Origin of the sequence: Blastococcus sp. TF02-8, from assembly GCF_003319175.1 — a bacterium.
In the GTDB taxonomy this organism is placed as follows: domain Bacteria; phylum Actinomycetota; class Actinomycetes; order Mycobacteriales; family Geodermatophilaceae; genus Blastococcus.
In genome coordinates this window covers 1-17,588 of sequence record NZ_QOHK01000008.1, presented here as the reverse complement: position 1 = coordinate 17,588, position 17,588 = coordinate 1, and the positions used below count along the sequence as shown (strand labels likewise).

Sequence of the window (17,588 nt, the reverse complement as noted above, 5' to 3'; positions counted from 1 at the left end):
GGCATGGACATCACCATCCACACCACCTCCCTCCCGCACTCCGACCCCGAGGAGTCGCTGGCCTTCTACCGCGACGCGCTGGGCTTCGAGGTCCGCCAGGACGTCGGCACCGGCACGATGCGCTGGATCACCGTCGGGCCGCCCGACCAGCCCGGCACCTCGATCCTGCTGGCGCCGCCGGCCGCCGACCCCGGCATCACCGAGGACGAGCGCCGCACCATCGCCGAGATGATGGCCAAGGGCACGTACGGCTGGGTCATGCTGGCGGCCAAGGACCTCGACGCCGTCTTCGACACGGTCCAGGCCACCGGCGCCGAGGTCGTGCAGGAGCCCACCCAGCAGCCCTGGGGCACGCGGGACTGCGCCTTCCGCGACCCCGCGGGCAATACGGTGCGGATCCAGGAGTTGCCCTGAGCCACCGCCGAACGGACGGAGATCCCATGAGCACGGCTCCGCACGCCGCCGACAGCCACGACCTGATCCGGGTCCTGGGCGCGCGCGTGAACAACCTCAAGGACGTCAGCGTCGAGATCCCCAAGCGCCGGCTGACCGTCTTCACCGGGGTCTCCGGCTCGGGCAAGAGCTCCCTGGTCTTCGACACGATCGCCGCGGAGTCCCAGCGACTGATCAACGAGACCTACAGCGCGTTCCTGCAGGGGTTCATGCCGTCGCTGGCCCGCCCGGAGGTGGACCTGCTCGAAGGTCTCACGACGGCGATCCTCGTCGACCAGGAGCGCATGGGGGCCAACCCGCGGTCCACCGTCGGCACCGCCACCGATGCGAACGCGATGCTGCGGATCCTCTTCAGCCGCCTCGGCTCCCCCTACATCGGTCCGCCGACCGCCTTCGCGTTCAACGTGCCCACCCGCAAGGCCAGCGGCGTCATGAGCACCGAGAAGGGAGGCCGGGTCGAGAAGAACGTCGTCCGCGAGGCCGTGTACCTGGGTGGCATGTGCCCGAAGTGCGAGGGCATGGGCGCGCTGAACGACTTCGACCTCACGGCCATGTACGACGAGTCGAAGTCGCTCAACGAGGGTGGCCTGATGGTCCCCGGCTACAGCATGGAGGGCTGGTACGGCCGGCTGTTCCAGGGCATCGGCCTGGACCTGGACAAGCCGATCGGGAAGTACACGAAGAAGGAGATGGCCGACCTCCTCTACAAGGAGCCGACGAAGATCAAGGTGGAGGGCGTCAACCTCACCTACGAGGGCGTCATCCCGAAGGTCCAGAAGTCGATGCTCTCCAAGGACGTCGACTCGCTGCAGCCGCACGTCCGGCGCTTCGTGGAGCGGGTGGTCACCTTCACGACCTGCCCCGAGTGCGAGGGCACCCGCCTGAGCGCCGAGGCCCGGTCCTCCCGGATCGGCGGCAAGAACATCGCCGATCTCTGCGCCATGCAGGTCAGCGACCTCGCGGACTGGGTCCGGGAGCTCGAGGAGCCGTCCGTCGCGCCCCTGCTGGCCGGGCTGCAGCACCTGCTCGACTCGTTCACCCGGATCGGGCTGGGCTACCTCTCCCTGGACCGGCCGGCGGGCACCCTCTCCGGCGGCGAGGCGCAGCGGACCAAGATGATCCGGCACCTCGGCTCGTCGCTGACCGACGTCACCTACGTCTTCGACGAGCCGACCATCGGCCTGCACCCGCACGACATCGCCCGCATGAACGACCTGTTGCTGCAGCTGCGCGACAAGGGCAACACCGTGCTCGTCGTCGAGCACAAGCCCGAGACCATCGCCATCGCCGACCACGTCGTCGACCTCGGGCCGGGCGCCGGCTCCGGTGGTGGCGAGGTGGTCTTCGAGGGCACGGTCGAGGAGCTGCGGAAGAGCGACACCGTCACGGGCCGGCACCTGGACTACCGGGCGCGGACGAAGGACTCGGTGCGGACGCCGACCGGCGCGCTGGAGGTCCGCGGTGCGAGCGCGCACAACCTGGAGGACGTCGACGTCGACATCCCGCTCGGCGTCCTCGTCGTCCTCACCGGGGTGGCCGGCTCGGGGAAGAGCTCGCTGGTGCAGGGGTCGATCGCGAACCGGGACGGCGTGGTGCTGGTCGACCAGGGCGCCATCCGCGGCTCGCGGCGCAGCAACCCGGCCACCTACACCGGTCTGCTCGAGCCGGTCCGCAAGGCGTTCGCCAAGGCCAACGGTGTGAAGCCGGCGCTGTTCAGCTCGAACTCCGAGGGCGCCTGCCCCGACTGCAACGGCGCGGGGGTCATCGTCACCGAGCTGGGCGTCATGGCCACCGTCGAGTCCACCTGCGAGACGTGCGAGGGCCGGCGCTTCCAGGCCTCGGTGCTCGAGTACACCCTGGGCGGGAAGAACATCGCCGAGGTCCTGGCGATGCCGGTCACCGAGGCCGAGGAGTTCTTCGGCACCGGCGAGGCGAGGACGCCGGCGGCGCACGCGATCCTCGAGCGGCTCGCCGACGTCGGGCTCGGCTACCTCACCCTCGGCCAGCCCTTGAGCACTCTCTCGGGCGGCGAGCGGCAGCGGATCAAGCTGGCCACGCAGATGGCGGAGAAGGGCGACGTCTACGTGCTCGACGAGCCGACGACCGGACTGCACCTGGCCGACGTCGAGAACCTGCTGGGGTTGCTCGACCGCCTGGTCGACAGCGGGAGGTCGGTGATCGTCATCGAGCACCACCAGGCGGTCATGGCGCACGCCGACTGGATCGTCGACCTGGGGCCGGGCGCGGGCAACGACGGCGGCCGGATCGTCTTCGAGGGCACCCCGGCCGACCTCGTCGCGGCCCGCTCGACCCTCACCGGTCAGCACCTGGCGGAGTACGTCGGCGCGTGACCCGACCGGCTCAGCTCGCGGTCAGCACCCGGAACTCGTAGCCGTCGGGATCGGCCAGGACCACCTGGCCGACCCCGTGCTGGCCGACCCCGTGCTGGCCGACCCGGGTCGCACCGAGGGAGAGCAGCCGTCCCACCTCCGCCGCCGGGTCACCCTCGGCGACGAGGTCGAACCGCAGGCGGTTCCGCGGCGCGTCGGACGGCCGGGGCACGCCGTCCCAGGTGATCTTCGGGCCGCCGCGGGGCGAGCGGATCGCGGTCTCCAGGTCCTGGTCCCACACGAGGGGCCAGCCCAGGGCGTCGCGCCAGAAGTAGCCGACCGCCTGGGAGCCGTCGCCGGCCAGCGCCCCCACGAACCCGCAGTCGGCGAGGAAGTCGTTGCCCGGTGCGATCACGCAGAACTCGTTGCCCTCGGGATCGGCGAGCACGACGTGTCCTTCCTCCGGGAGCTGGCCGATGTCGATGTGCCGGCCGCCGAGCTCCAGGGCGCGCTCGACCGTCCGCCGCTGCTCGTCCTCCGAGGCGCTGGTCAGGTCCAGGTGGGTCCAGTTCTTGACCGTCTTGCGCGCGTCGCTGCGGACGAACCGCAGGTCGAAGCCGGTGTCGTCCTCCGCGCGGAGGACGACACCGTCACCGGACTCCCCGAGGTCGGCCCAGCCCAGGAGCCCTGACCAGAAGCGGGCGAGCGCGGGCGGGTCGGAGGCGTCGACGGCGAGCGCGGCCAGAGAGCTCGACATGCCCCGCGACGCTAGAGAGCGCGGTCTCCGCGCCGCAACGCGTTTACCGGGTCAGGGCTCGAGGGTGCGCACGACCCGCGCGGGATTGCCGACCGCGACGACGTCGGCCGGCAGGTCCCTGGTCACGACCGCCCCGGCGCCGACGACGGTGTTCTCGCCGATCGTCACGCCGGGCAGCACGATCGCCCCGCCGCCGAGCCAGACGTTGTCACCGATCGTGATCGGCTGTGCCGCCTCCCACTTGTCCCGTCGGGGGCCGGGCTCGAGGGGGTGGGTCGGGGTGAGCAGCTGGACGTTCGGCCCGATCTGGACGTCGTCGCCGATGGTGATGGCCGCGACGTCGAGGGCGACCAGTCCGAAGTTGGCGAAGCAGCGGGCTCCGATGCGGATGTTGCTGCCGTAGTCGACCCGCAGCGGCGGCCGGATCTCGGTGCCCTCACCGATCGCGCCGAGCAGCTCCTCGAGCAGTCGGCGGCGGAGCGGCCCCTGCCGGGCCGAGGTCGCGTTGTAGGCATCGGCGAGGTCGAGCGCGCGGGCGCTCTGCTCGGCGATCTCCGGGTCGTCGGCGAGGTAGAGGTCGCCGGCGAGCATCCGCTCGCGCATGCTGCGGTCGTCGTCCTGGGTGGCCACCTGACGAACCTACGCACGGCCCCGGGACGGCACGATGGCGGAGTGATCCTGCCGAAGGTGCGCGATCCCCGCTTCGTCACGATGCGCCGGGGCGGGACGCTCACCGACTCCGACCACCACCTGCTCGCGCTGTGGGCGGCCGCGTGCGCCGAGCACGTGCTGCACCTGTTCGAGGCCGCACGGCCGAACGACCCGCGACCGCGCGAGGCGATCGCGCACGCACGCGCCTGGGTGGGCGGCGAGGTCGGGATGATGCAGGCCCGCGCCGCGGGCGGCCACGCCATGGGCGCCGCCCGGGACCTGCGGGGCGCGGCACGGTTCGCCGCCTACGCCGCCGGCCAGGCCGCCGTCGTCGCGCACGTCGCGGCGCACGAGCTCGGCGCGGCCGCCTACGCGATCAAGGCGGTGCGCGCGGCCCACGGCGAGGAGGCGGGACGGGCCGAGTGCCGCTGGCAGCGCGAGCAGCTGCCCGATGCGATCCGCGAGCTGGTCCTCGACGACCAGCTCCTGCGCAACGACATCTGCTGGTCGGTCTTCGACTGCTGAGGCCGGTTGTGGAGCGTGTGCTCTACTACGTGCGACGACGAGTCCGGCAGAGGAGGTGGAGCCCGTGCCCCGACCGCGCGTGCACGCACCCGACGCGGTCCTCGACGCCGCGGAGGAGCTGCTCGTCGAGCACGGTCGCGCGCACCTGACGGTCCGCGCCCTCGCGCAGCGATCCGGCGTCTCGAACGGGAGCATCTACCACTCCTTCGGCTCGCTGGAGACCGTCGTCGCGGCCGCCTGGCTGCGCCGCGCGCGGGAGTTCCTGGGGCGTCAGCGGTCCGGCGTCGACGCGGCGCTCGCGGGCGGTGACCCGCGCCGGGCGGTGCTGACCGCCGCCGAGGCTCCGGCCGCGCTGGCCGATGACGACCTGCGCGCCGCACGGCTGCTCGTGTCCCTGCACCGCGACGACGTGCTCACCGACGCCGTGGCCCCGGACGTCGCCGTGGAGCTGCGGGCGCTCGACGCCTCGCTCGCTGCCGCCCTGCGCGACCTGGCCGGGGCGCTGTGGGACCGCGCCGACGCCGCCGCCGTCGACGCCGTCACCCTCTGCGTGGTCCGCCTGCCCGCGGCGATGCTGTTCGGCGAGATCCGCGCCGGCATCGTGCGACCGCACACCCGCGCCCAGCTGACCGCCGCCGTCGAGGCCGTCCTCGACTGCGGCCCACCACCCGTCCCCCAGCACTGACCCGCCCCGACCCAGGAGAGCCCCGTGCCCGCACTGACCCGCGACGACGACGTCTTCGTCCTCGACCTCGGCGACACCGAGAACCGCTTCCACCCCGACTGGCTGGCAGAGGTCGAGGCCGCCCTCGACGAGGTCGAGCGCGCCGAGGGGCCGCGGGCCCTCGTCACCGCCGCCACCGGCAAGTTCTTCTCCAACGGCCTGGACCTCGACTGGCTGATGGCGCACGGCGACCAGAGCGACGACTACGTGATCCGCGTGCAGGCTCTCTTCGCCCGGGTGCTCTCCCTGCCGTTGATCACCGTGGCGGCGCTGCAGGGGCACACCTTCGCGGCCGGGGCGATGCTGTCGCTCGCGCACGACTTCCGGGTCATGCGCGGCGATCGCGGCTTCTGGTGCCTGCCCGAGGCCGACCTCGGCATCCCCTTCACCCGCGGCATGTCCGCGCTCATCCAGGCCCGGCTCACCCCGCAGACCGCGCACGAGGCCATGACGACCGGCCGCCGCTACGGCGGTGCCGACGCGCTGGCCGCCGGCCTGGTCGACCGGGCTGTCGAAGAGGATGCGGTGCGCTCGACCGCCGTCGAGCTGGCCGCGTCGCTCGCCGGCAAGGCCGGCCCGACGCTGGGCACGATCAAGGCGCGCATGTACGCACCGACGCTGGCCGTCCTGCGCGACCGGACCGACCCGCGCGGCTGACCCCGCAGAGGTGACGCTCGTCGTCCTTCGTGGACGACGGGCGCCACGATGGCGCATGATTGGCAGTCGACGGGGTCGAGTGCCAGCCCCGCGTTCCTCCGCTCGACCAGGGAGCCACCGCAGTGCCCACGTACCAGTACGCCTGCACCAACCCCGAGACCAAGCACCAGTTCGAGGTCGTGCAGTCCTTCACCGACGAGCCGGTCAGCGAGTGCCCGGAGTGCGGCGCGCCGGTCCGCAAGGTCTACGGCTCGGTGGGCGTGGTCTTCAAGGGCTCGGGCTTCTACCGGACCGACAGCCGCAAGAGCAGCAGCTCCTCCGACACCCCGAGCAGCAGCTCGTCGTCGTCGTCGTCCAAGGAGAGCTCGTCGTCGGGCTCCAAGGACGGCGGCTCCTCGTCGACCGCGTCCACGACGTCGTCGAGCTCGTCGACCTCGGGCAGCACCGCCAAGGCCGCCAACTGACGTCCGCCTGACCGGCGCCGTCCACAGCACTCGACCCTCTCCACAGATCCGGTCGCGCCCTCGCGGGGCGCCCCGGTCGTGGGGAGGGTCGATGCGTGTTCCGCCTCCGCCGCCCCCGTTCCCCCGCGCTGCTGGCCCGCCGTATCGCTGCCGGCGCGCTGGTCGCGCTGGCCCTGGCCCTCGCGCTGCGACCGGCGCCCGCACCGGCGGAGGCCGCCGCCGGCCGGCGGGTCGTCGTCGCGGCGGTGGATCTGCCGGCCGGGGCCCGGCTGACCGCGGAGCACCTGACGGTCGCGACCCTGCCGGAGGCTGCCGCCCCGGCGGGCACGGTCGAGCGCCCGGCACTCCTGGAGCGCCAGGTGCTCGCCTCACCCGTGCGCCGCGGGGAGCCGCTGACCGACGCCCGCCTGGTGGGAACCGGCCTCACCAGCCGACTGCCCGCGGGGCAGGTCGCGGCACCCGTGCGGCTGGCCGACCTGGGCGTCAGCGCGCTGGTGCGGCCCGGCGACCGGGTCGACGTCCTCGCCACGGACGACGCGGGCACGGCGGAGCGGGTGGCTGTCGCGGCGCTCGTCCTCGCCGTGCCGGGTCAGGGCACCGACGACGACCCGGGCGCCGGACTGCTGCTGCTGGCCGTGGACGAGGGCACCGCCACGGCGCTGGCCGCGGCCTCGACGACCGCAACCCTGACCATCAGCCTCCCGCCGCCCTGACCCTTCGCGCGAACGACCGCGGCATGTGGCTGGATGGTCGGGTGCTCAAGGGATTCAAGGACTTCCTGTTCCGCGGAAACGTCGTCGACCTGGCCGTCGCGGTCGTCATCGGCTCGGCGTTCACCGCCCTGGTCAACGCCTTCGCCAGCTCGTTCCTCACGCCGCTGATCGGGGTGATCGGCGGTGGCGGCAAGCTCGGGGGGAAGTTCGAGCTGAACGGGCAGACGTTCACCTGGGGCGAGTTCGTGAGCCAGCTGATCACGTTCGTGCTGACCGCCGCGGTGCTCTACTTCCTCGTGGTCATGCCCCTGCACCGGCTCCTGCAGCGGCGGGTGCGCGGCGAGGAGCCCGGACCGGTCGCGCCGACGGAGACCGAGCTGCTCATCGAGATCCGCGACCTCCTCCGCGCCCAGCAGGGCCGCGGAACTGACCGGAACGGCCCCCCGGACGAGCTGTGACGGCCCCGTCCAGGGACCCGGCCCGAGCGAGCGAGGGTCCGGGAGGACGGGGTCCTTCTCAGTCGCTGCCCCAGTGCGGCGGCCGGTTCTCGTAGTAGTGCCGGTCGTCGGACTCCGCCGGCCGTTCGCCCCAGCCGACGTCGCTGTCGTCGGGAGCGCGGTCCAGCCGCAACGGCTGAGCGGGCGGCGGGGTGGGCGGCGCGGCCGGCAGCGGCTGGCCGAGGCCCTCGAGCACCTCGGCACCCGGCAGTGCGGCCAGCAGCGAGCCGGGGACGCCGAGCTTGCTGCCGCGCGTTCCGGACCCGATCACCACCAGCTCCGCGGCGGCGACGGCGGCGTCGACCAGCACCGGCCAGGAGGCGGGCAGGCCGACGGGGGTGATGCCGCCGTAGGCCATGCCGGTCTCGGCGACCGCGACGTCCTGCGGGGCGAACGACGCCTTGCGCGCACCCAGGTGCCGGCGCACCAACCCGTTCACGTCGGCGCGCGTCGTCGCCAGCACCAGGCAGGCGGCCAGCGTCGTCTCCCCCGCCCGCCGCGCCGCCACCACCACGCAGTTGGCCGACGCCGACAGCGGGACGCCGTAGGCGTCGGTGAAAGCGGCGGTGTCGGCCAGGTCGTCGGCGATCTCGGCGACCCACGCCGGGCCGGCCAACGCCGGGAGCGCGGCGGCCACCGGCGGCCCGAGCAGGTCCGGACGGTCGGCGGCCGGCAGCCAGGAGAGCGTGCCGAGAGCGGGTGCGACGGGGTCGGCCATGCATCGATCCTGCGACACGCTCCCGGCGGGCGCGCTGGCGGGATACCGACGGCGGATGACCAGGATCGGGCTGTCGGCCGGGTCCGTCCCGGGTCAGGATGACCTCATGATCGGTCAACTCCACTCCGTCGTGATCGACGCGCCCGACGCGCACGCCCTCGCCGGCTTCTACGCGCAGCTGCTGGGCATGGAGATCAGCAAGGGCGGCCCCGGCGACGACTGGGTCGTCGTCACCGGCGCCGGCTACCGGCTGTCCTTCCAGCAGGCACCCGACCTGCAGCCCCCGGACTGGCCCGACCCCGACCGGCCGCAGCAGTTCCACCTGGACGTCCGGGTCGCCGACGTGGAGGAGGCGGAGCCGAAGGTGCTGGCACTGGGCGCCCGCAAGCTGCCCGGTGGTGGCGGGGACTTCCGCGTCTACGCCGACCCCGTCGGCCACCCGTTCTGCCTGGTCTGGGACGCGTGAACCCCGACCGGCCGGCAGTGGACCTGACCACTGCGGGCGTGTTCGTCGCGGCGATGAGGTTCGACGTCGCCGAGGCGACCGGCACGCGGGTGACCGGGCACGTCGACCTCGGTCCGGACCAGCACACGCCGTGGGGCGTGGTCCACGGCGGGCTCTACTGCTCGGTCGTCGAGTCCGCCGCCAGCATCGGCGCGAGCCTCGCGGTGCAGGAGCACGGGCAGTTCTCCGTCGGCGTCAACAACAACACCGACTTCATCCGCAGCGCCACGGGCGGCCGGCTCGACGTCGTCGCGGAGCCGATCCAGCAGGGCCGCACGCAGCAGCTCTGGCAGGTGCTCCTCACCCGCGAGGACGGCAAGCTCGTCGCCCGCGGCCAGGTGCGGCTGCAGAACGTACCGCTGCCCGGCTAGCGGAGGACGGCGGGATCCAGGGTCACCTGGAACAGGGCGCGCGGGTCCTGCAGGGTCGCGGGCGGTCGAGCGGCCGCCCGCGGCACCACCCGGTCCCAGCGTGCGAAGCGCCGGTGCGGCAGCAGCTCGCGCCCCTGGAACAGGTACTCCCCCACCACCTCGCCGACCAGCAGCCCGGCCCCGTGCTCGATGGGGAGCGCCACCGGGTCACCCGGCCGCATCTCGTCGAGGAAGGCCGACAGCTGGCGCAGGTCCTTCGCGGGGCGCCGGCCGGAGATCTCCTTGGACAGCGCCCGCAGCTCCGCAGGGCTCATGCCCTGGGCGTCGACGTCGATCCCCGACTGCGTACCGAGCCCGACGACTCCCGCCGCGAGGCACGCGCCCAGCTCGTTGTGGTTGCGCGGGCGGGCCACCCACACCCGCACTCCTTCCGGTTCCGGCGCGGGCGGCAGGTCGTCCGGGCCGGGCCAGAGGTAGGGAAGGTCGTCGGGCTCGGGACCGAAGAGCTCGGCGAACCGACCGCGGTAGAACTCCGGGTCCTTGGCCACCAGGTTCGACCGGTGCGAGCGGTGCAGCTCCTCGTTGCCGATCCAGGAGGGCAGCAGCCCGGCCTCGGCCAGGTCGCTCTGCGAGCGGCCCACCACCTCGGGCGCGAACTCCCCGATCTGCGCCTCGGTGCTGTCGGCGAAGCCGCGCTCCCGCCACACCCGGGCCATCGCCAGCCCGTAGGCGACCAGCGCTGGAGTGCGCCCCTTCCACATCAGGACAGCGGGGTGGCTGGCCCAGCCGTAGTCGGGCAGCTCGATCGCCCGCAGGATCTGCAGGGTCTCCACCCGCTGCTTGCCCAGGCGCGGGGAGTCCAGCAGCCGGGCGCTGTCGGCAAAGTCGGGCACCGGCACGAAGGTCTGCATCGCCGACCAGTCTCGATCAGCCGTCGAGCTCGCGCAGCGCCAGTTCCCACCGGGCCCGGCGTTCGTCGTCGTCCTGGTCCCACCAGGCGGGTCCGCGCTCGCCGAGCCCCGTCTTGGCCAGCTGCACCCGCGCCCGGGCGGCGGCGACCGCGTCGTCGTCCCCCTTCGACGTGCGCACGGCCGACCGCGCCACCCCGAGGTGGTGCAGCAACCGGGCGCGGACGTCGTCGGGCAGCGACGGGTCGGCGGTGCGCCAGCGCCGGCCGTCGACGACGACGTACCGGCCGTCGGGCGTGCGCTCGGGCATCACCGCGCGAGGCGGGCGGCGAGCTCGGGCAGCACCACGCCCAGGGGAGCGTCGACCCGGACGTCGGCCTTGGCGTCGCCCCGGGTGGGGCCGACCGTGACGATCGCGACGGGGATGCCGAGCTTCGCCGCACGAAGCACGAACCGGTACCCGCTCATGACGGTCAGGGAGGAGCCGAGGACGACGAGGCTGCCGGCCTGCTCGACCATCGCGAAGCAGGAGTCGACCCGGTCACGCGGCACGGTCTCGCCGAAGAAGACGACGTCGGGCTTGAGCGGGCCGCCACCGCAGGCCAGGCAGTCGACCATCACGAAGCCGTCGAGCACCTCGTCGGGCAGCTCGGCGTCGCCGTCGGGGTTGATCTCCTGGGCCCGCGGGCCGAAGTGCGGGTTGACCGCCTGCAGCCGGTCGTCGAGCTCGGCCCGCCCCGCGATGCCACCGCACCCCAGGCAGACGGTGCGGTCCAGCCCGCCGTGGAGCTCGACGACGTCGCGCGCGCCCCCGGCCTGGTGCAGCCCGTCGACGTTCTGCGTGATCACCCCGCTGAGCAACCCGGCGCCCTGCAGCGCCGCGACCGCGCGGTGCCCCTCGTTGGGGCGGGCATCGCGCATCTGCCGCCAGCCCACGAAGCTGCGGGCCCAGTACCGGTGCCGGCCGCGCGGGTCACGGGTGAAGGTCTGGTAGGTCATCGGGGTGTGCCGGCGCAGGCTGCCGGTGGCCCCGCGGTAGTCCGGGATGCCGGAGTCGGTGGAGAGCCCGGCCCCGGAGAGCACCAGCGCGTCGCCGTCGGAGACGAGGTCGGCCAGCGCATCGAGCGCGGCGCCCGTCCCCGGGACGGCGGGAGGAGCGGCGGTCACGCGACCATGGTCCCCGGCGAACGCCCTCCGCGCCGCGAGCGTGGCCCGGCTCACCCGGTGCGGACGGCACCCAGCGGGTAGTACCCGCAGATGACCGCACCGCTGTGGGCTTCCCGGTCCGGCTCGGGTGACCCCCTCCTCCTCCTGCACGGCATGGGCAGCTCGCACCGCGACTTCGACGCCGTCCTGCCAGGGCTGGCCAAGCGCTTCGACGTCCTGAACGTCGACCTGCCCGGCACCGGCCGCTCCCCCGCGCTCGACGAGCGGCCCACCGTCGCCGCGATCACCGACGCCGTCGAGCGCACTCTCGACGAGGCAGGTCTCGACCGCGTGCACGTGCTCGGCAACTCGCTCGGCGCGCGGCTCGGGCTGGAGCTCGCCCGCCGAGGCCGAGCGCGCTCGGTGGTGGCGATCGCCCCCTCGGGGCTGAACGTCCCGCCGGAGCGGATCGTCCAGGGCGCCGGCATGGCCCTGGCCCGGGTGGTCATGCGGACCGCGCAACCGCTGATCGAGCCGCTGTCCCGCTCGGCCGTCGGCCGGGCCGCCATGCTGTTCCCGCTCAAGGCGCGTCCGTGGTCGACCAGCCGGGAGGAGGCGATCGGCGCCCGCGAAGGGTTCGCCGACTCCCGTGACTACTGGCGGATCCTGCTCTGGGCGCTGCTGCTCGACGTGCCGCGCGGCATGGACCGCATCGACTGCCCGGTGACCCTCGTGCAGGGCACCGCCGACTGGATCGCGTCGGGCCAGACCGTCCGCTACCTGCCCTGGATCCCCGGCTCGCGGTTCCGGCCCCTGCTCGCCGCCGGGCACGCCCCGCAGTCGGACCGCCCGGAGACCATCGTGCGCATCGTCGAGCAGACCGCCGCCCGCGCCGCCGAGTGGGAGACCCGGCGGAACTGACCGGAGCCGGCTCGGCGGGGCCTACGCTGGTGGCGATGACCGAGCCCGCTGAGCGCACGACGGAGCCGATCGTCCGGCCCGCTCCGCACCGGTGGCTCTGGTACGCCCTCGGCGGGCGTCTCCCGCGGCGGCACCGCGGGTGGGTGCTGCACGACACGACGACCCGCACCTGGGGCCTGCGGCACGTGGCCCGGATGCTGGTCCAGATGGCGGTGCCCATCGCCCTGGTCCTCGTCTTCCTGCCGGCGCCGTTCGGGTTGCGCGCAGCCGTGGTCGGCGGCGGGATCTTCCTCGGCCTCATCTACTCCCTGGCCTACATGCCGGAGACCACCGAGACGCGCGTGATGAAGGCCGGCTACCCGCCCGGCACCGCCACCGCCGTCCGCGACGAGCACTCCCGGCGCCGCGACGAGCGGGACAGCGAACGCCGTCGGGCCGCCGCGGCCAAGCGCGCCGCCCGCTACCGGGAGCGCCTGGGCCGCTGAACACCCACGGGCCCCGCTCCCAGAGGGGAACGGGGCCCGCGGGCGTTCGCTCCGGTCAGGCGGCCGGCTTGACGCCGAACGTCGCCAGCCAGTCCTGGGCGACCTTGATGTCGACCCGCTGCAGACCGTCGATGTAGCGGCAGTTCGACGTGTAGCCGTAGCTGGTCACGGTGACGAGGTACCCCGCGCGGTCGAACGTCGGGCCGCCGGAGTCACCGAAGCAGCTGCCACCGCCACCACGAGGGTCGTGCTCGTTGCCGTTCACCTGCAGGATCTGCGGGGTGAGCTTCTGCCCGACGACGTCGGTGTACCGGCGGACGATCGGGTAGCTCTGCGGCGTCGGCTTCTGCGGGCCCTCGGTCGCCTGCCGCACCTCGGTGCCGTAGCCGACGACGGTGAACAGCGTCTTGTTCAGGGCGGGCTGGGCGTAGGTGTCGAGCCGGTTGCGCGGCGCGAGCCTGGCCGGCGTGATCCCGGCGACGGCCTTGTCGAGGACGACCACGCCGACGTCGTTCCAGTTCTTCATGTCGGTGAAGTCGGAGTACTGCGGGTGCGTGTACGCCGTCCCCGAGTACCAGGGGCCGGTCATCGTCCCGTAGCCGGTCTTCGACAGACCGTCGCCGGTGTCGTCGGCCGCGCGGGGCAGCGAGGACGGCGGGGCGTCGTCGATGAACGGGTTGAAGTTCACGATCGTCTTGCCGAGCGTGCCCTGGGTGCAGTGCGCGGCGGTGAGCAGCACCGTCGGAGTGACGAGCGTGGCCGTGCAGCGGTACCGGCCGGTCGCGTCGTAGAACGCGATGATGCCGACGTTGGAGTACTTGTTGGCCGTGTCGACCGTGCCACCGGTGATCGCACCGGCCGGGGCGGGGGCGACGAGCCCCACGCCCAGCAGCGCGACCAGTCCGATGAGCACCGCGTGCAGGCGCTTGCGCATCGCATCGTCCTCTCGGGAACGGGTTGGGTGCGCGTCAACCTAGGGCGGCGACGCGGTCCGTGCCAATCCGGAGTGCGAGCAGTACGAGGCGCTGCGTGGCGACCTACTTGAAGACGTCCTTGATCTTCTCGCCGGCCTGCTTGAGGTTGCTGACCGCCTGGTCGCCCTTGCCCTCGGCTTCCAGATCGGGGTTGTCGGTGGCCTTGCCGGCCAGCTCCTTGCCCTTGCCGGCGAGCTCGTCGATCTTGTTCGCGATCTTGTTCTCGTTCGTCATGGCGCCGCTGCTACCCGAGAGCGGGACCGGTCATGCCTGGTCAGGGGCGTGGAGCCTCCGGCATACCGCGAGGTCAGCCGTCGCCGTCGCCGTCGAGGAAGGCCGGTCGGGTCGGGTTCTCGTTCCCGGGCAGTCCGACCAGCTCGCGAACGGCCCGGTTCTTCTTCTCGCTGTTCAACCCGGCGGTCAGGAACCGCAGTCGAGGGTGACGCGCCAGCACACCGACGTCGGCCGGCTGCAGGTGTCCCATGTCGACCAGCGACACCTCGCGGAGCGAGGGGGCGGTCAGCAGGGGCGTCAGATCGGTGATGCCCGTCATCGTCTCGAGGTGCACGACCTCCAGCTGTGCGAGGCGGGACAGGTCAGGCAGCTCGGTGACCCGCGACAGGGCCTGCAGGAACAGGTGCCGCAACGTGGTCGTCCCGGCCACCGGCGTGAGGTCGTCCAGCCCTCGGACCATCCAGAGCTCCAGGTACTCCAGCTTCCCGACCTGCGGCAGCAGCGACAGGTCGCGGGTGCCGCCGAGCTTGAGGTCGAGAGCCCGGAGACCGGTGAGCGGAAGGAGCAGTGAGAGGTCCGGCAGCGTGATCGAGCGCAGGGTCAGGCTGGTCAGCGACATCAGCCCCGCCAGGACATCGAGGTCCCTCGTCTGCTTCTCCAGGTACAGCCTCCGCAGACCGGTGAACCGCGCCAGGGGTTGCAAGGACAGCCGCCGGCGCGTCGACCCGAGGACCAGGGTGTGCAGGTCAGGGCGGAGGTGACCGAGGCCCTCGAACGACTCGAGGTGGTCGTACAGCCCGTCGGCCGAGAACCGTTGCACGTCCGGGTAGAAGCGGAGGAACTCCAGATCGGGCACGGCCCCGTACGCCCGGAGCGTCACCGACGGGTAGGCGGACAGCCATGCCGCGAGTGCACGGTGGTCGGCGTCCGTCAGCTGCGTACTGAACTGCACGGTGTGGCAGCGCCGATCGAGCGGACGCAGCATCCGCTGGGTCAGCGGCGACGCGACCTCGCGGATGGTCGGCCCCAGCCAGTCCTCGCCGAGGGTCATCGGGTGAGCTTCCCAGGCCCCGGTCGGGCGCTGTCTCGAGCACGGCCTGCGTGGGTCGTGAGCAGCTGGTGGTGCCCCCGGCAGGATTCGAACCTGCGACACACGGTTTAGGAAACCGATGCTCTATCCCCTGAGCTACGGGGGCCTCGGCGTGGCAACCCCCGCGCCGGACCTTCCGGGGAAGGCTATCGGTCGCCGCGGCGGAACCTCCGGCGCACCCGGTGCGTCGGATGTGTGAGGACAGGGACGCGGCGCCAGGGGTTACCGTTTCCGGGCGTACGTCCTGCTCCGGCAACGCCGCCGGAGACGACGGAAGGGTGGACGAGGATCGATGGACACCACGGTGGTGGACGTCCCCGAGAAGGGACGTTTCGAGGTCCGGGTCGGCGAGCGCGTGGTCGGACTGGCCAGCTATCACGTCGAGGGCAGCTCCATGGCCCTCCCGCACACGGAGGTCGACCCGAGCATGGGCGGCCGGGGCATCGGGACGGCGCTGGTCGCCGGCGTCCTCTCCGCGGCACGCGAGCGCGGGCTCACCGTGCTCCCCTACTGCTCCTTCATCCGCCACTACATCCAGCAGCATCCCGAAGAGGTCGACCTCGTGGCCGCGGACGACCGGCCGCACTTCGGCCTGGAGACCGCCGACCGCTGAGCGGGCCTCCGCCGACGGCCACCTAGGCTGCGCGGATGCCCGAGGGCCACACCCTGTACCGCCTGGCGCGGGACCAGACCCAGCTGTTCGCCGGCCGACCCGTGCACGTCACCAGCCCCCAGGGCCGGTTCGACGCCGGGGCCGCGCTGCTCGACGGGCGCGTGGTCGACGAGGTCTTCTCCTACGGCAAGCACCTGTTCGCCCGCTTCGGCGGCGACCACCTGCACGTGCACCTGGGGCTCTACGGCACGTACACGACCGGCAGCGGCACGCCGCCGCCGGCGAGGGGTGCCCTGCGCATGCGGTGGGAGGCCGACGGGCCCGACGGCGCGGGGGTGTGGACCGACCTGCGCGGCCCGACCGCCTGCGAGGTGCTCACGACCCCCGAGGTCGAGCGGATCCTCGACCGCCTCGGGCCCGACCCGCTGCGCCCTCGGGCCGACGGCGCGGTCGCCCATCGCCGCATCGCCGGCAGCCGCACGGCGGTCGGGGCGCTGCTCATGGACCAGTCGGTGCTCGCCGGTGTCGGCAACGTCTACCGGGCCGAGCTGCTGTTCCGGCACGACGTCTCGCCGTTCCGCCCCGGCCGCCAGGTCGACGCCGAGCTGTGGGGCCGCATGTGGCCGGACCTGGTCACGCTCATGCGCGCCGGGGTGCGGATGGGCCGCATCGTCACCACCCGGCCCGCCGACCGGACCCGCCGCAGCGGTGCGGTCACCCGCGAGGACGCGCACTACGTCTACCGCCGGACCGGCCTGCCCTGCCGGGTGTGCGGCACCGAGGTGCAGACGCAGGTGATGGTCGGCCGCAACCTCTACTGGTGCCCCGTCTGCCAGGCGGTCTGAGCCGCCCCGCGACCCCCGGCAGGGACCCCCGGAGACCGTGTACCTTCGCCGCCGATGAGACTGGCATCACGGTGCGTCGCCGGCGCGATCGCGAGCGTCACGGTGCTGCTCGGCGGCACCGGGACCGCTGCCGCAGCTCCGGTCGAGAGCGCCGGCCCGCTGGGCAGCGCGGGCTACGACGTCTCCCACCCGCAGTGCGGCGCCGACCTCCCGACCCCCGGCGCCTTCGCCGTCGTCGGGGTGAACGGGGGCCTGCCCACCCGCACCAACCCGTGCCTCACCGACCAGCTGGAGTGGGCCGCCGGGTCGACCGGCGCGGTCGCCCGGCAGCCGGCCGTGCAGCTCTACCTCAACACCGCGAACCCCGGTGAGCTCCGCGGGCTGGTGGCCACCTGGCCGTCGGACGGCGAGACCCCGTACGGCACCTGCGACGGTGGCAACTCGACGGCCTGCTCGTGGCAGTACGGCTGGGAGCGCGCCCGCACCAGCACGCACGCGTTCTTCCGCCCCGCGGCCCGCGCGGCCCGGCTGGACAGCGGCGTGGCCCGCTACACCTGGTGGCTGGACGTCGAGACCTCGAACACCTGGCAGTCCGGCTCGTCGGACGCCCAGGCCCGCAACCGGGCGACGCTGGAGGGCATGACCGACTTCCTCACCGAGGAGGGCGGCCGGGTCGGCATCTACTCCACGGGCCGCCAGTTCGGCCGGATCGTGGGCGAGGTGCCCGCCGACAGCCCGCTCGCCGGACGGCCGAGCTGGCTGGCCGGCGGGCTGAGTCGGGGCGAGGCGGTCGACCTCTGCGAGGAGGAACCGCTCGTGCCGCGCGGCCGGGTCGAGCTCACCCAGTACGTGCCGGACGACCTCGACCTCGACCACTCCTGCGGCTAGATGTCGCGACCGGACACGTTGTTCACACGGCGAGGCGGCTGACCGGTGGGTGGCCTCCGAGGGCGGAGTGGCTGCGGGCAGTGTTGTAGTGGCTCAGCCAGCTGTCCAGGGCCGTGGTG

At 73.2% G+C, this 17,588-nt stretch carries 25 protein-coding genes and 1 tRNA gene; 15 read left to right on the top strand and 11 right to left on the bottom strand.

Going from position 1 to position 17,588, the window contains the following annotated elements:
- Positions 1-3: 3 nt before the first annotated feature.
- The gene (locus tag DQ237_RS15425; protein ID WP_113801141.1) at positions 4-414 is read left to right on the top strand and encodes a VOC family protein; all 411 of its coding nucleotides are present in this window, start codon (positions 4-6) and stop codon (positions 412-414) included.
- A 26-nt stretch (positions 415-440) separates the two neighbouring features.
- Complete coding sequence (locus DQ237_RS15420) at positions 441-2,804, top strand: excinuclease ABC subunit UvrA (RefSeq protein ID WP_113801028.1); 2,364 nt, start codon at positions 441-443, stop codon at positions 2,802-2,804.
- Between the two features lie 10 nt (positions 2,805-2,814).
- On the opposite strand, the gene DQ237_RS15415 is transcribed toward DQ237_RS15420, so the two are convergent.
- Together DQ237_RS15415 and DQ237_RS15410 are read right to left on the bottom strand one after the other, a co-directional pair.
- Complete coding sequence (locus DQ237_RS15415) at positions 2,815-3,540, bottom strand: VOC family protein (protein ID WP_113801027.1); 726 nt, start codon at positions 3,538-3,540, stop codon at positions 2,815-2,817.
- A gap of 51 nt (positions 3,541-3,591) precedes the next feature.
- The gene (locus DQ237_RS15410) at positions 3,592-4,170 is read right to left on the bottom strand and encodes a sugar O-acetyltransferase (RefSeq protein ID WP_240619667.1); all 579 of its coding nucleotides are present in this window, start codon (positions 4,168-4,170) and stop codon (positions 3,592-3,594) included.
- A gap of 42 nt (positions 4,171-4,212) precedes the next feature.
- Between DQ237_RS15410 and DQ237_RS15405 the strand changes: the two genes are divergently transcribed.
- The 6 genes from DQ237_RS15405 to mscL all read left to right on the top strand — a co-directional run bounded on the left by DQ237_RS15405 (position 4,213) and on the right by mscL (position 7,732).
- The gene (locus tag DQ237_RS15405) at positions 4,213-4,716 is read left to right on the top strand and encodes a putative immunity protein (RefSeq protein WP_113801026.1); all 504 of its coding nucleotides are present in this window, start codon (positions 4,213-4,215) and stop codon (positions 4,714-4,716) included.
- 64 nt (positions 4,717-4,780) lie between these two features.
- Positions 4,781-5,401, top strand: a complete 621-nt coding sequence (locus DQ237_RS15400) for a TetR/AcrR family transcriptional regulator (RefSeq protein ID WP_113801139.1) — start codon at positions 4,781-4,783, stop codon at positions 5,399-5,401.
- A gap of 24 nt (positions 5,402-5,425) precedes the next feature.
- Positions 5,426-6,097 (top strand): enoyl-CoA hydratase/isomerase family protein, encoded by a 672-nt coding sequence (locus DQ237_RS15395; RefSeq protein ID WP_113801025.1) that lies wholly within the window; start codon positions 5,426-5,428, stop codon positions 6,095-6,097.
- A gap of 122 nt (positions 6,098-6,219) precedes the next feature.
- Positions 6,220-6,561 (top strand): FmdB family zinc ribbon protein, encoded by a 342-nt coding sequence (locus tag DQ237_RS15390; protein ID WP_113801024.1) that lies wholly within the window; start codon positions 6,220-6,222, stop codon positions 6,559-6,561.
- Between the two features lie 95 nt (positions 6,562-6,656).
- Positions 6,657-7,274, top strand: coding sequence for a Flp pilus assembly protein CpaB (gene cpaB, locus DQ237_RS15385; protein ID WP_113801023.1), 618 nt, complete (start codon positions 6,657-6,659; stop codon positions 7,272-7,274).
- Between the two features lie 23 nt (positions 7,275-7,297).
- On the top strand, positions 7,298-7,732 hold the full coding sequence (mscL, locus tag DQ237_RS15380; RefSeq protein WP_240619666.1) for a large conductance mechanosensitive channel protein MscL: 435 nt from the start codon (positions 7,298-7,300) through the stop codon (positions 7,730-7,732).
- A 58-nt stretch (positions 7,733-7,790) separates the two neighbouring features.
- On the opposite strand, the gene DQ237_RS15375 is transcribed toward mscL, so the two are convergent.
- Positions 7,791-8,489, bottom strand: coding sequence for a YbaK/EbsC family protein (locus DQ237_RS15375; RefSeq protein WP_113801022.1), 699 nt, complete (start codon positions 8,487-8,489; stop codon positions 7,791-7,793).
- A 106-nt stretch (positions 8,490-8,595) separates the two neighbouring features.
- Here DQ237_RS15375 and DQ237_RS15370 point away from each other — a divergent pair, with 106 nt between their 5' ends.
- A complete protein-coding gene (locus tag DQ237_RS15370; protein ID WP_113801137.1) occupies positions 8,596-8,955 on the top strand; it encodes a VOC family protein in 360 nt (119 codons plus the stop codon).
- Positions 8,952-9,365: a PaaI family thioesterase gene (locus DQ237_RS15365; RefSeq protein ID WP_240619665.1), complete on the top strand. Its 414-nt coding sequence runs from the start codon at positions 8,952-8,954 to the stop codon at positions 9,363-9,365. The genes DQ237_RS15370 and DQ237_RS15365 overlap by 4 nt, the downstream gene beginning before the upstream one ends.
- On the opposite strand, the gene DQ237_RS15360 is transcribed toward DQ237_RS15365, so the two are convergent.
- From DQ237_RS15360 to DQ237_RS15350, 3 genes are read right to left on the bottom strand one after another with little or no spacing between them, the layout of a single operon-like run.
- Entirely contained in the window at positions 9,362-10,276 is a 915-nt protein-coding gene (locus DQ237_RS15360) for an MSMEG_6728 family protein (RefSeq protein WP_113801021.1), read from the bottom strand. The two genes, DQ237_RS15365 and DQ237_RS15360, sit on opposite strands and share 4 nt — an antisense overlap.
- A 16-nt stretch (positions 10,277-10,292) precedes the next feature.
- Positions 10,293-10,583 carry a biopolymer transporter Tol gene (locus DQ237_RS15355; protein ID WP_113801135.1) on the bottom strand — a complete coding sequence of 97 codons (291 nt, stop codon included), beginning with the start codon at positions 10,581-10,583 and terminating at the stop codon, positions 10,293-10,295.
- Positions 10,583-11,440, bottom strand: coding sequence for an NAD-dependent protein deacetylase (locus DQ237_RS15350; protein ID WP_113801020.1), 858 nt, complete (start codon positions 11,438-11,440; stop codon positions 10,583-10,585). Before DQ237_RS15350 ends, DQ237_RS15355 begins: the two co-directional genes overlap by 1 nt.
- 90 nt (positions 11,441-11,530) lie before the next feature.
- On the opposite strand from DQ237_RS15350, the gene DQ237_RS15345 reads away from it, so the two are divergent.
- On the top strand, positions 11,531-12,340 hold the full coding sequence (locus DQ237_RS15345; protein WP_205730241.1) for an alpha/beta fold hydrolase: 810 nt from the start codon (positions 11,531-11,533) through the stop codon (positions 12,338-12,340).
- 35 nt (positions 12,341-12,375) lie between these two features.
- Positions 12,376-12,825: a DUF5313 family protein gene (locus DQ237_RS15340; RefSeq protein WP_113801133.1), complete on the top strand. Its 450-nt coding sequence runs from the start codon at positions 12,376-12,378 to the stop codon at positions 12,823-12,825.
- A gap of 55 nt (positions 12,826-12,880) precedes the next feature.
- Here DQ237_RS15340 and DQ237_RS15335 read toward each other — a convergent pair whose 3' ends face one another.
- The 4 genes from DQ237_RS15335 to DQ237_RS15320 all read right to left on the bottom strand — a co-directional run bounded on the left by DQ237_RS15335 (position 12,881) and on the right by DQ237_RS15320 (position 15,229).
- Positions 12,881-13,759: a trypsin-like serine protease gene (locus DQ237_RS15335; protein ID WP_113801019.1), complete on the bottom strand. Its 879-nt coding sequence runs from the start codon at positions 13,757-13,759 to the stop codon at positions 12,881-12,883.
- A gap of 103 nt (positions 13,760-13,862) precedes the next feature.
- On the bottom strand, positions 13,863-14,033 hold the full coding sequence (locus tag DQ237_RS15330) for a CsbD family protein (protein WP_113801018.1): 171 nt from the start codon (positions 14,031-14,033) through the stop codon (positions 13,863-13,865).
- A gap of 73 nt (positions 14,034-14,106) precedes the next feature.
- Complete coding sequence (locus DQ237_RS15325) at positions 14,107-15,084, bottom strand: hypothetical protein (protein ID WP_113801017.1); 978 nt, start codon at positions 15,082-15,084, stop codon at positions 14,107-14,109.
- Positions 15,085-15,153: 69 nt separating this feature from the next.
- Positions 15,154-15,229: transfer RNA gene (locus DQ237_RS15320), tRNA-Arg, on the bottom strand.
- Between the two features lie 186 nt (positions 15,230-15,415).
- Between DQ237_RS15320 and DQ237_RS15315 the strand changes: the two genes are divergently transcribed.
- From DQ237_RS15315 to DQ237_RS15305, 3 genes are read left to right on the top strand one after another with little or no spacing between them, the layout of a single operon-like run.
- On the top strand, positions 15,416-15,736 hold the full coding sequence (locus DQ237_RS15315) for a GNAT family N-acetyltransferase (protein WP_113801016.1): 321 nt from the start codon (positions 15,416-15,418) through the stop codon (positions 15,734-15,736).
- Between the two features lie 35 nt (positions 15,737-15,771).
- Positions 15,772-16,581 (top strand): Fpg/Nei family DNA glycosylase, encoded by an 810-nt coding sequence (locus tag DQ237_RS15310; RefSeq protein WP_113801015.1) that lies wholly within the window; start codon positions 15,772-15,774, stop codon positions 16,579-16,581.
- A gap of 54 nt (positions 16,582-16,635) precedes the next feature.
- The gene (locus DQ237_RS15305; RefSeq protein WP_113801014.1) at positions 16,636-17,469 is read left to right on the top strand and encodes a hypothetical protein; all 834 of its coding nucleotides are present in this window, start codon (positions 16,636-16,638) and stop codon (positions 17,467-17,469) included.
- A 22-nt stretch (positions 17,470-17,491) separates the two neighbouring features.
- Here the strand turns inward: DQ237_RS15305 and DQ237_RS15300 are convergent.
- The coding region (locus DQ237_RS15300; RefSeq protein ID WP_147251837.1) for an integrase core domain-containing protein at positions 17,492-17,588 on the bottom strand (97 nt) is incomplete at its 5' end.

Coding starts and splice junctions, on each gene's coding strand:
- DQ237_RS15425 (WP_113801141.1), top strand. CDS start 4: ATGGACATCACCATCCACACCACCTCCCTCCCGCACTCCGACCCCGAG.
- DQ237_RS15420 (WP_113801028.1), top strand. CDS start 441: ATGAGCACGGCTCCGCACGCCGCCGACAGCCACGACCTGATCCGGGTC.
- DQ237_RS15415 (WP_113801027.1), bottom strand. CDS start 3,540: ATGTCGAGCTCTCTGGCCGCGCTCGCCGTCGACGCCTCCGACCCGCCC.
- mscL (WP_240619666.1), top strand. CDS start 7,298: ATGTGGCTGGATGGTCGGGTGCTCAAGGGATTCAAGGACTTCCTGTTC.
- DQ237_RS15375 (WP_113801022.1), bottom strand. CDS start 8,489: ATGGCCGACCCCGTCGCACCCGCTCTCGGCACGCTCTCCTGGCTGCCG.
- DQ237_RS15370 (WP_113801137.1), top strand. CDS start 8,596: ATGATCGGTCAACTCCACTCCGTCGTGATCGACGCGCCCGACGCGCAC.
- DQ237_RS15360 (WP_113801021.1), bottom strand. CDS start 10,276: ATGCAGACCTTCGTGCCGGTGCCCGACTTTGCCGACAGCGCCCGGCTG.
- DQ237_RS15355 (WP_113801135.1), bottom strand. CDS start 10,583: ATGCCCGAGCGCACGCCCGACGGCCGGTACGTCGTCGTCGACGGCCGG.
- DQ237_RS15345 (WP_205730241.1), top strand. CDS start 11,531: ATGACCGCACCGCTGTGGGCTTCCCGGTCCGGCTCGGGTGACCCCCTC.
- DQ237_RS15340 (WP_113801133.1), top strand. CDS start 12,376: ATGACCGAGCCCGCTGAGCGCACGACGGAGCCGATCGTCCGGCCCGCT.
- DQ237_RS15335 (WP_113801019.1), bottom strand. CDS start 13,759: ATGCGCAAGCGCCTGCACGCGGTGCTCATCGGACTGGTCGCGCTGCTG.
- DQ237_RS15330 (WP_113801018.1), bottom strand. CDS start 14,033: ATGACGAACGAGAACAAGATCGCGAACAAGATCGACGAGCTCGCCGGC.
- DQ237_RS15325 (WP_113801017.1), bottom strand. CDS start 15,084: ATGACCCTCGGCGAGGACTGGCTGGGGCCGACCATCCGCGAGGTCGCG.
- DQ237_RS15315 (WP_113801016.1), top strand. CDS start 15,416: ATGGACACCACGGTGGTGGACGTCCCCGAGAAGGGACGTTTCGAGGTC.
- DQ237_RS15310 (WP_113801015.1), top strand. CDS start 15,772: ATGCCCGAGGGCCACACCCTGTACCGCCTGGCGCGGGACCAGACCCAG.
- DQ237_RS15305 (WP_113801014.1), top strand. CDS start 16,636: ATGAGACTGGCATCACGGTGCGTCGCCGGCGCGATCGCGAGCGTCACG.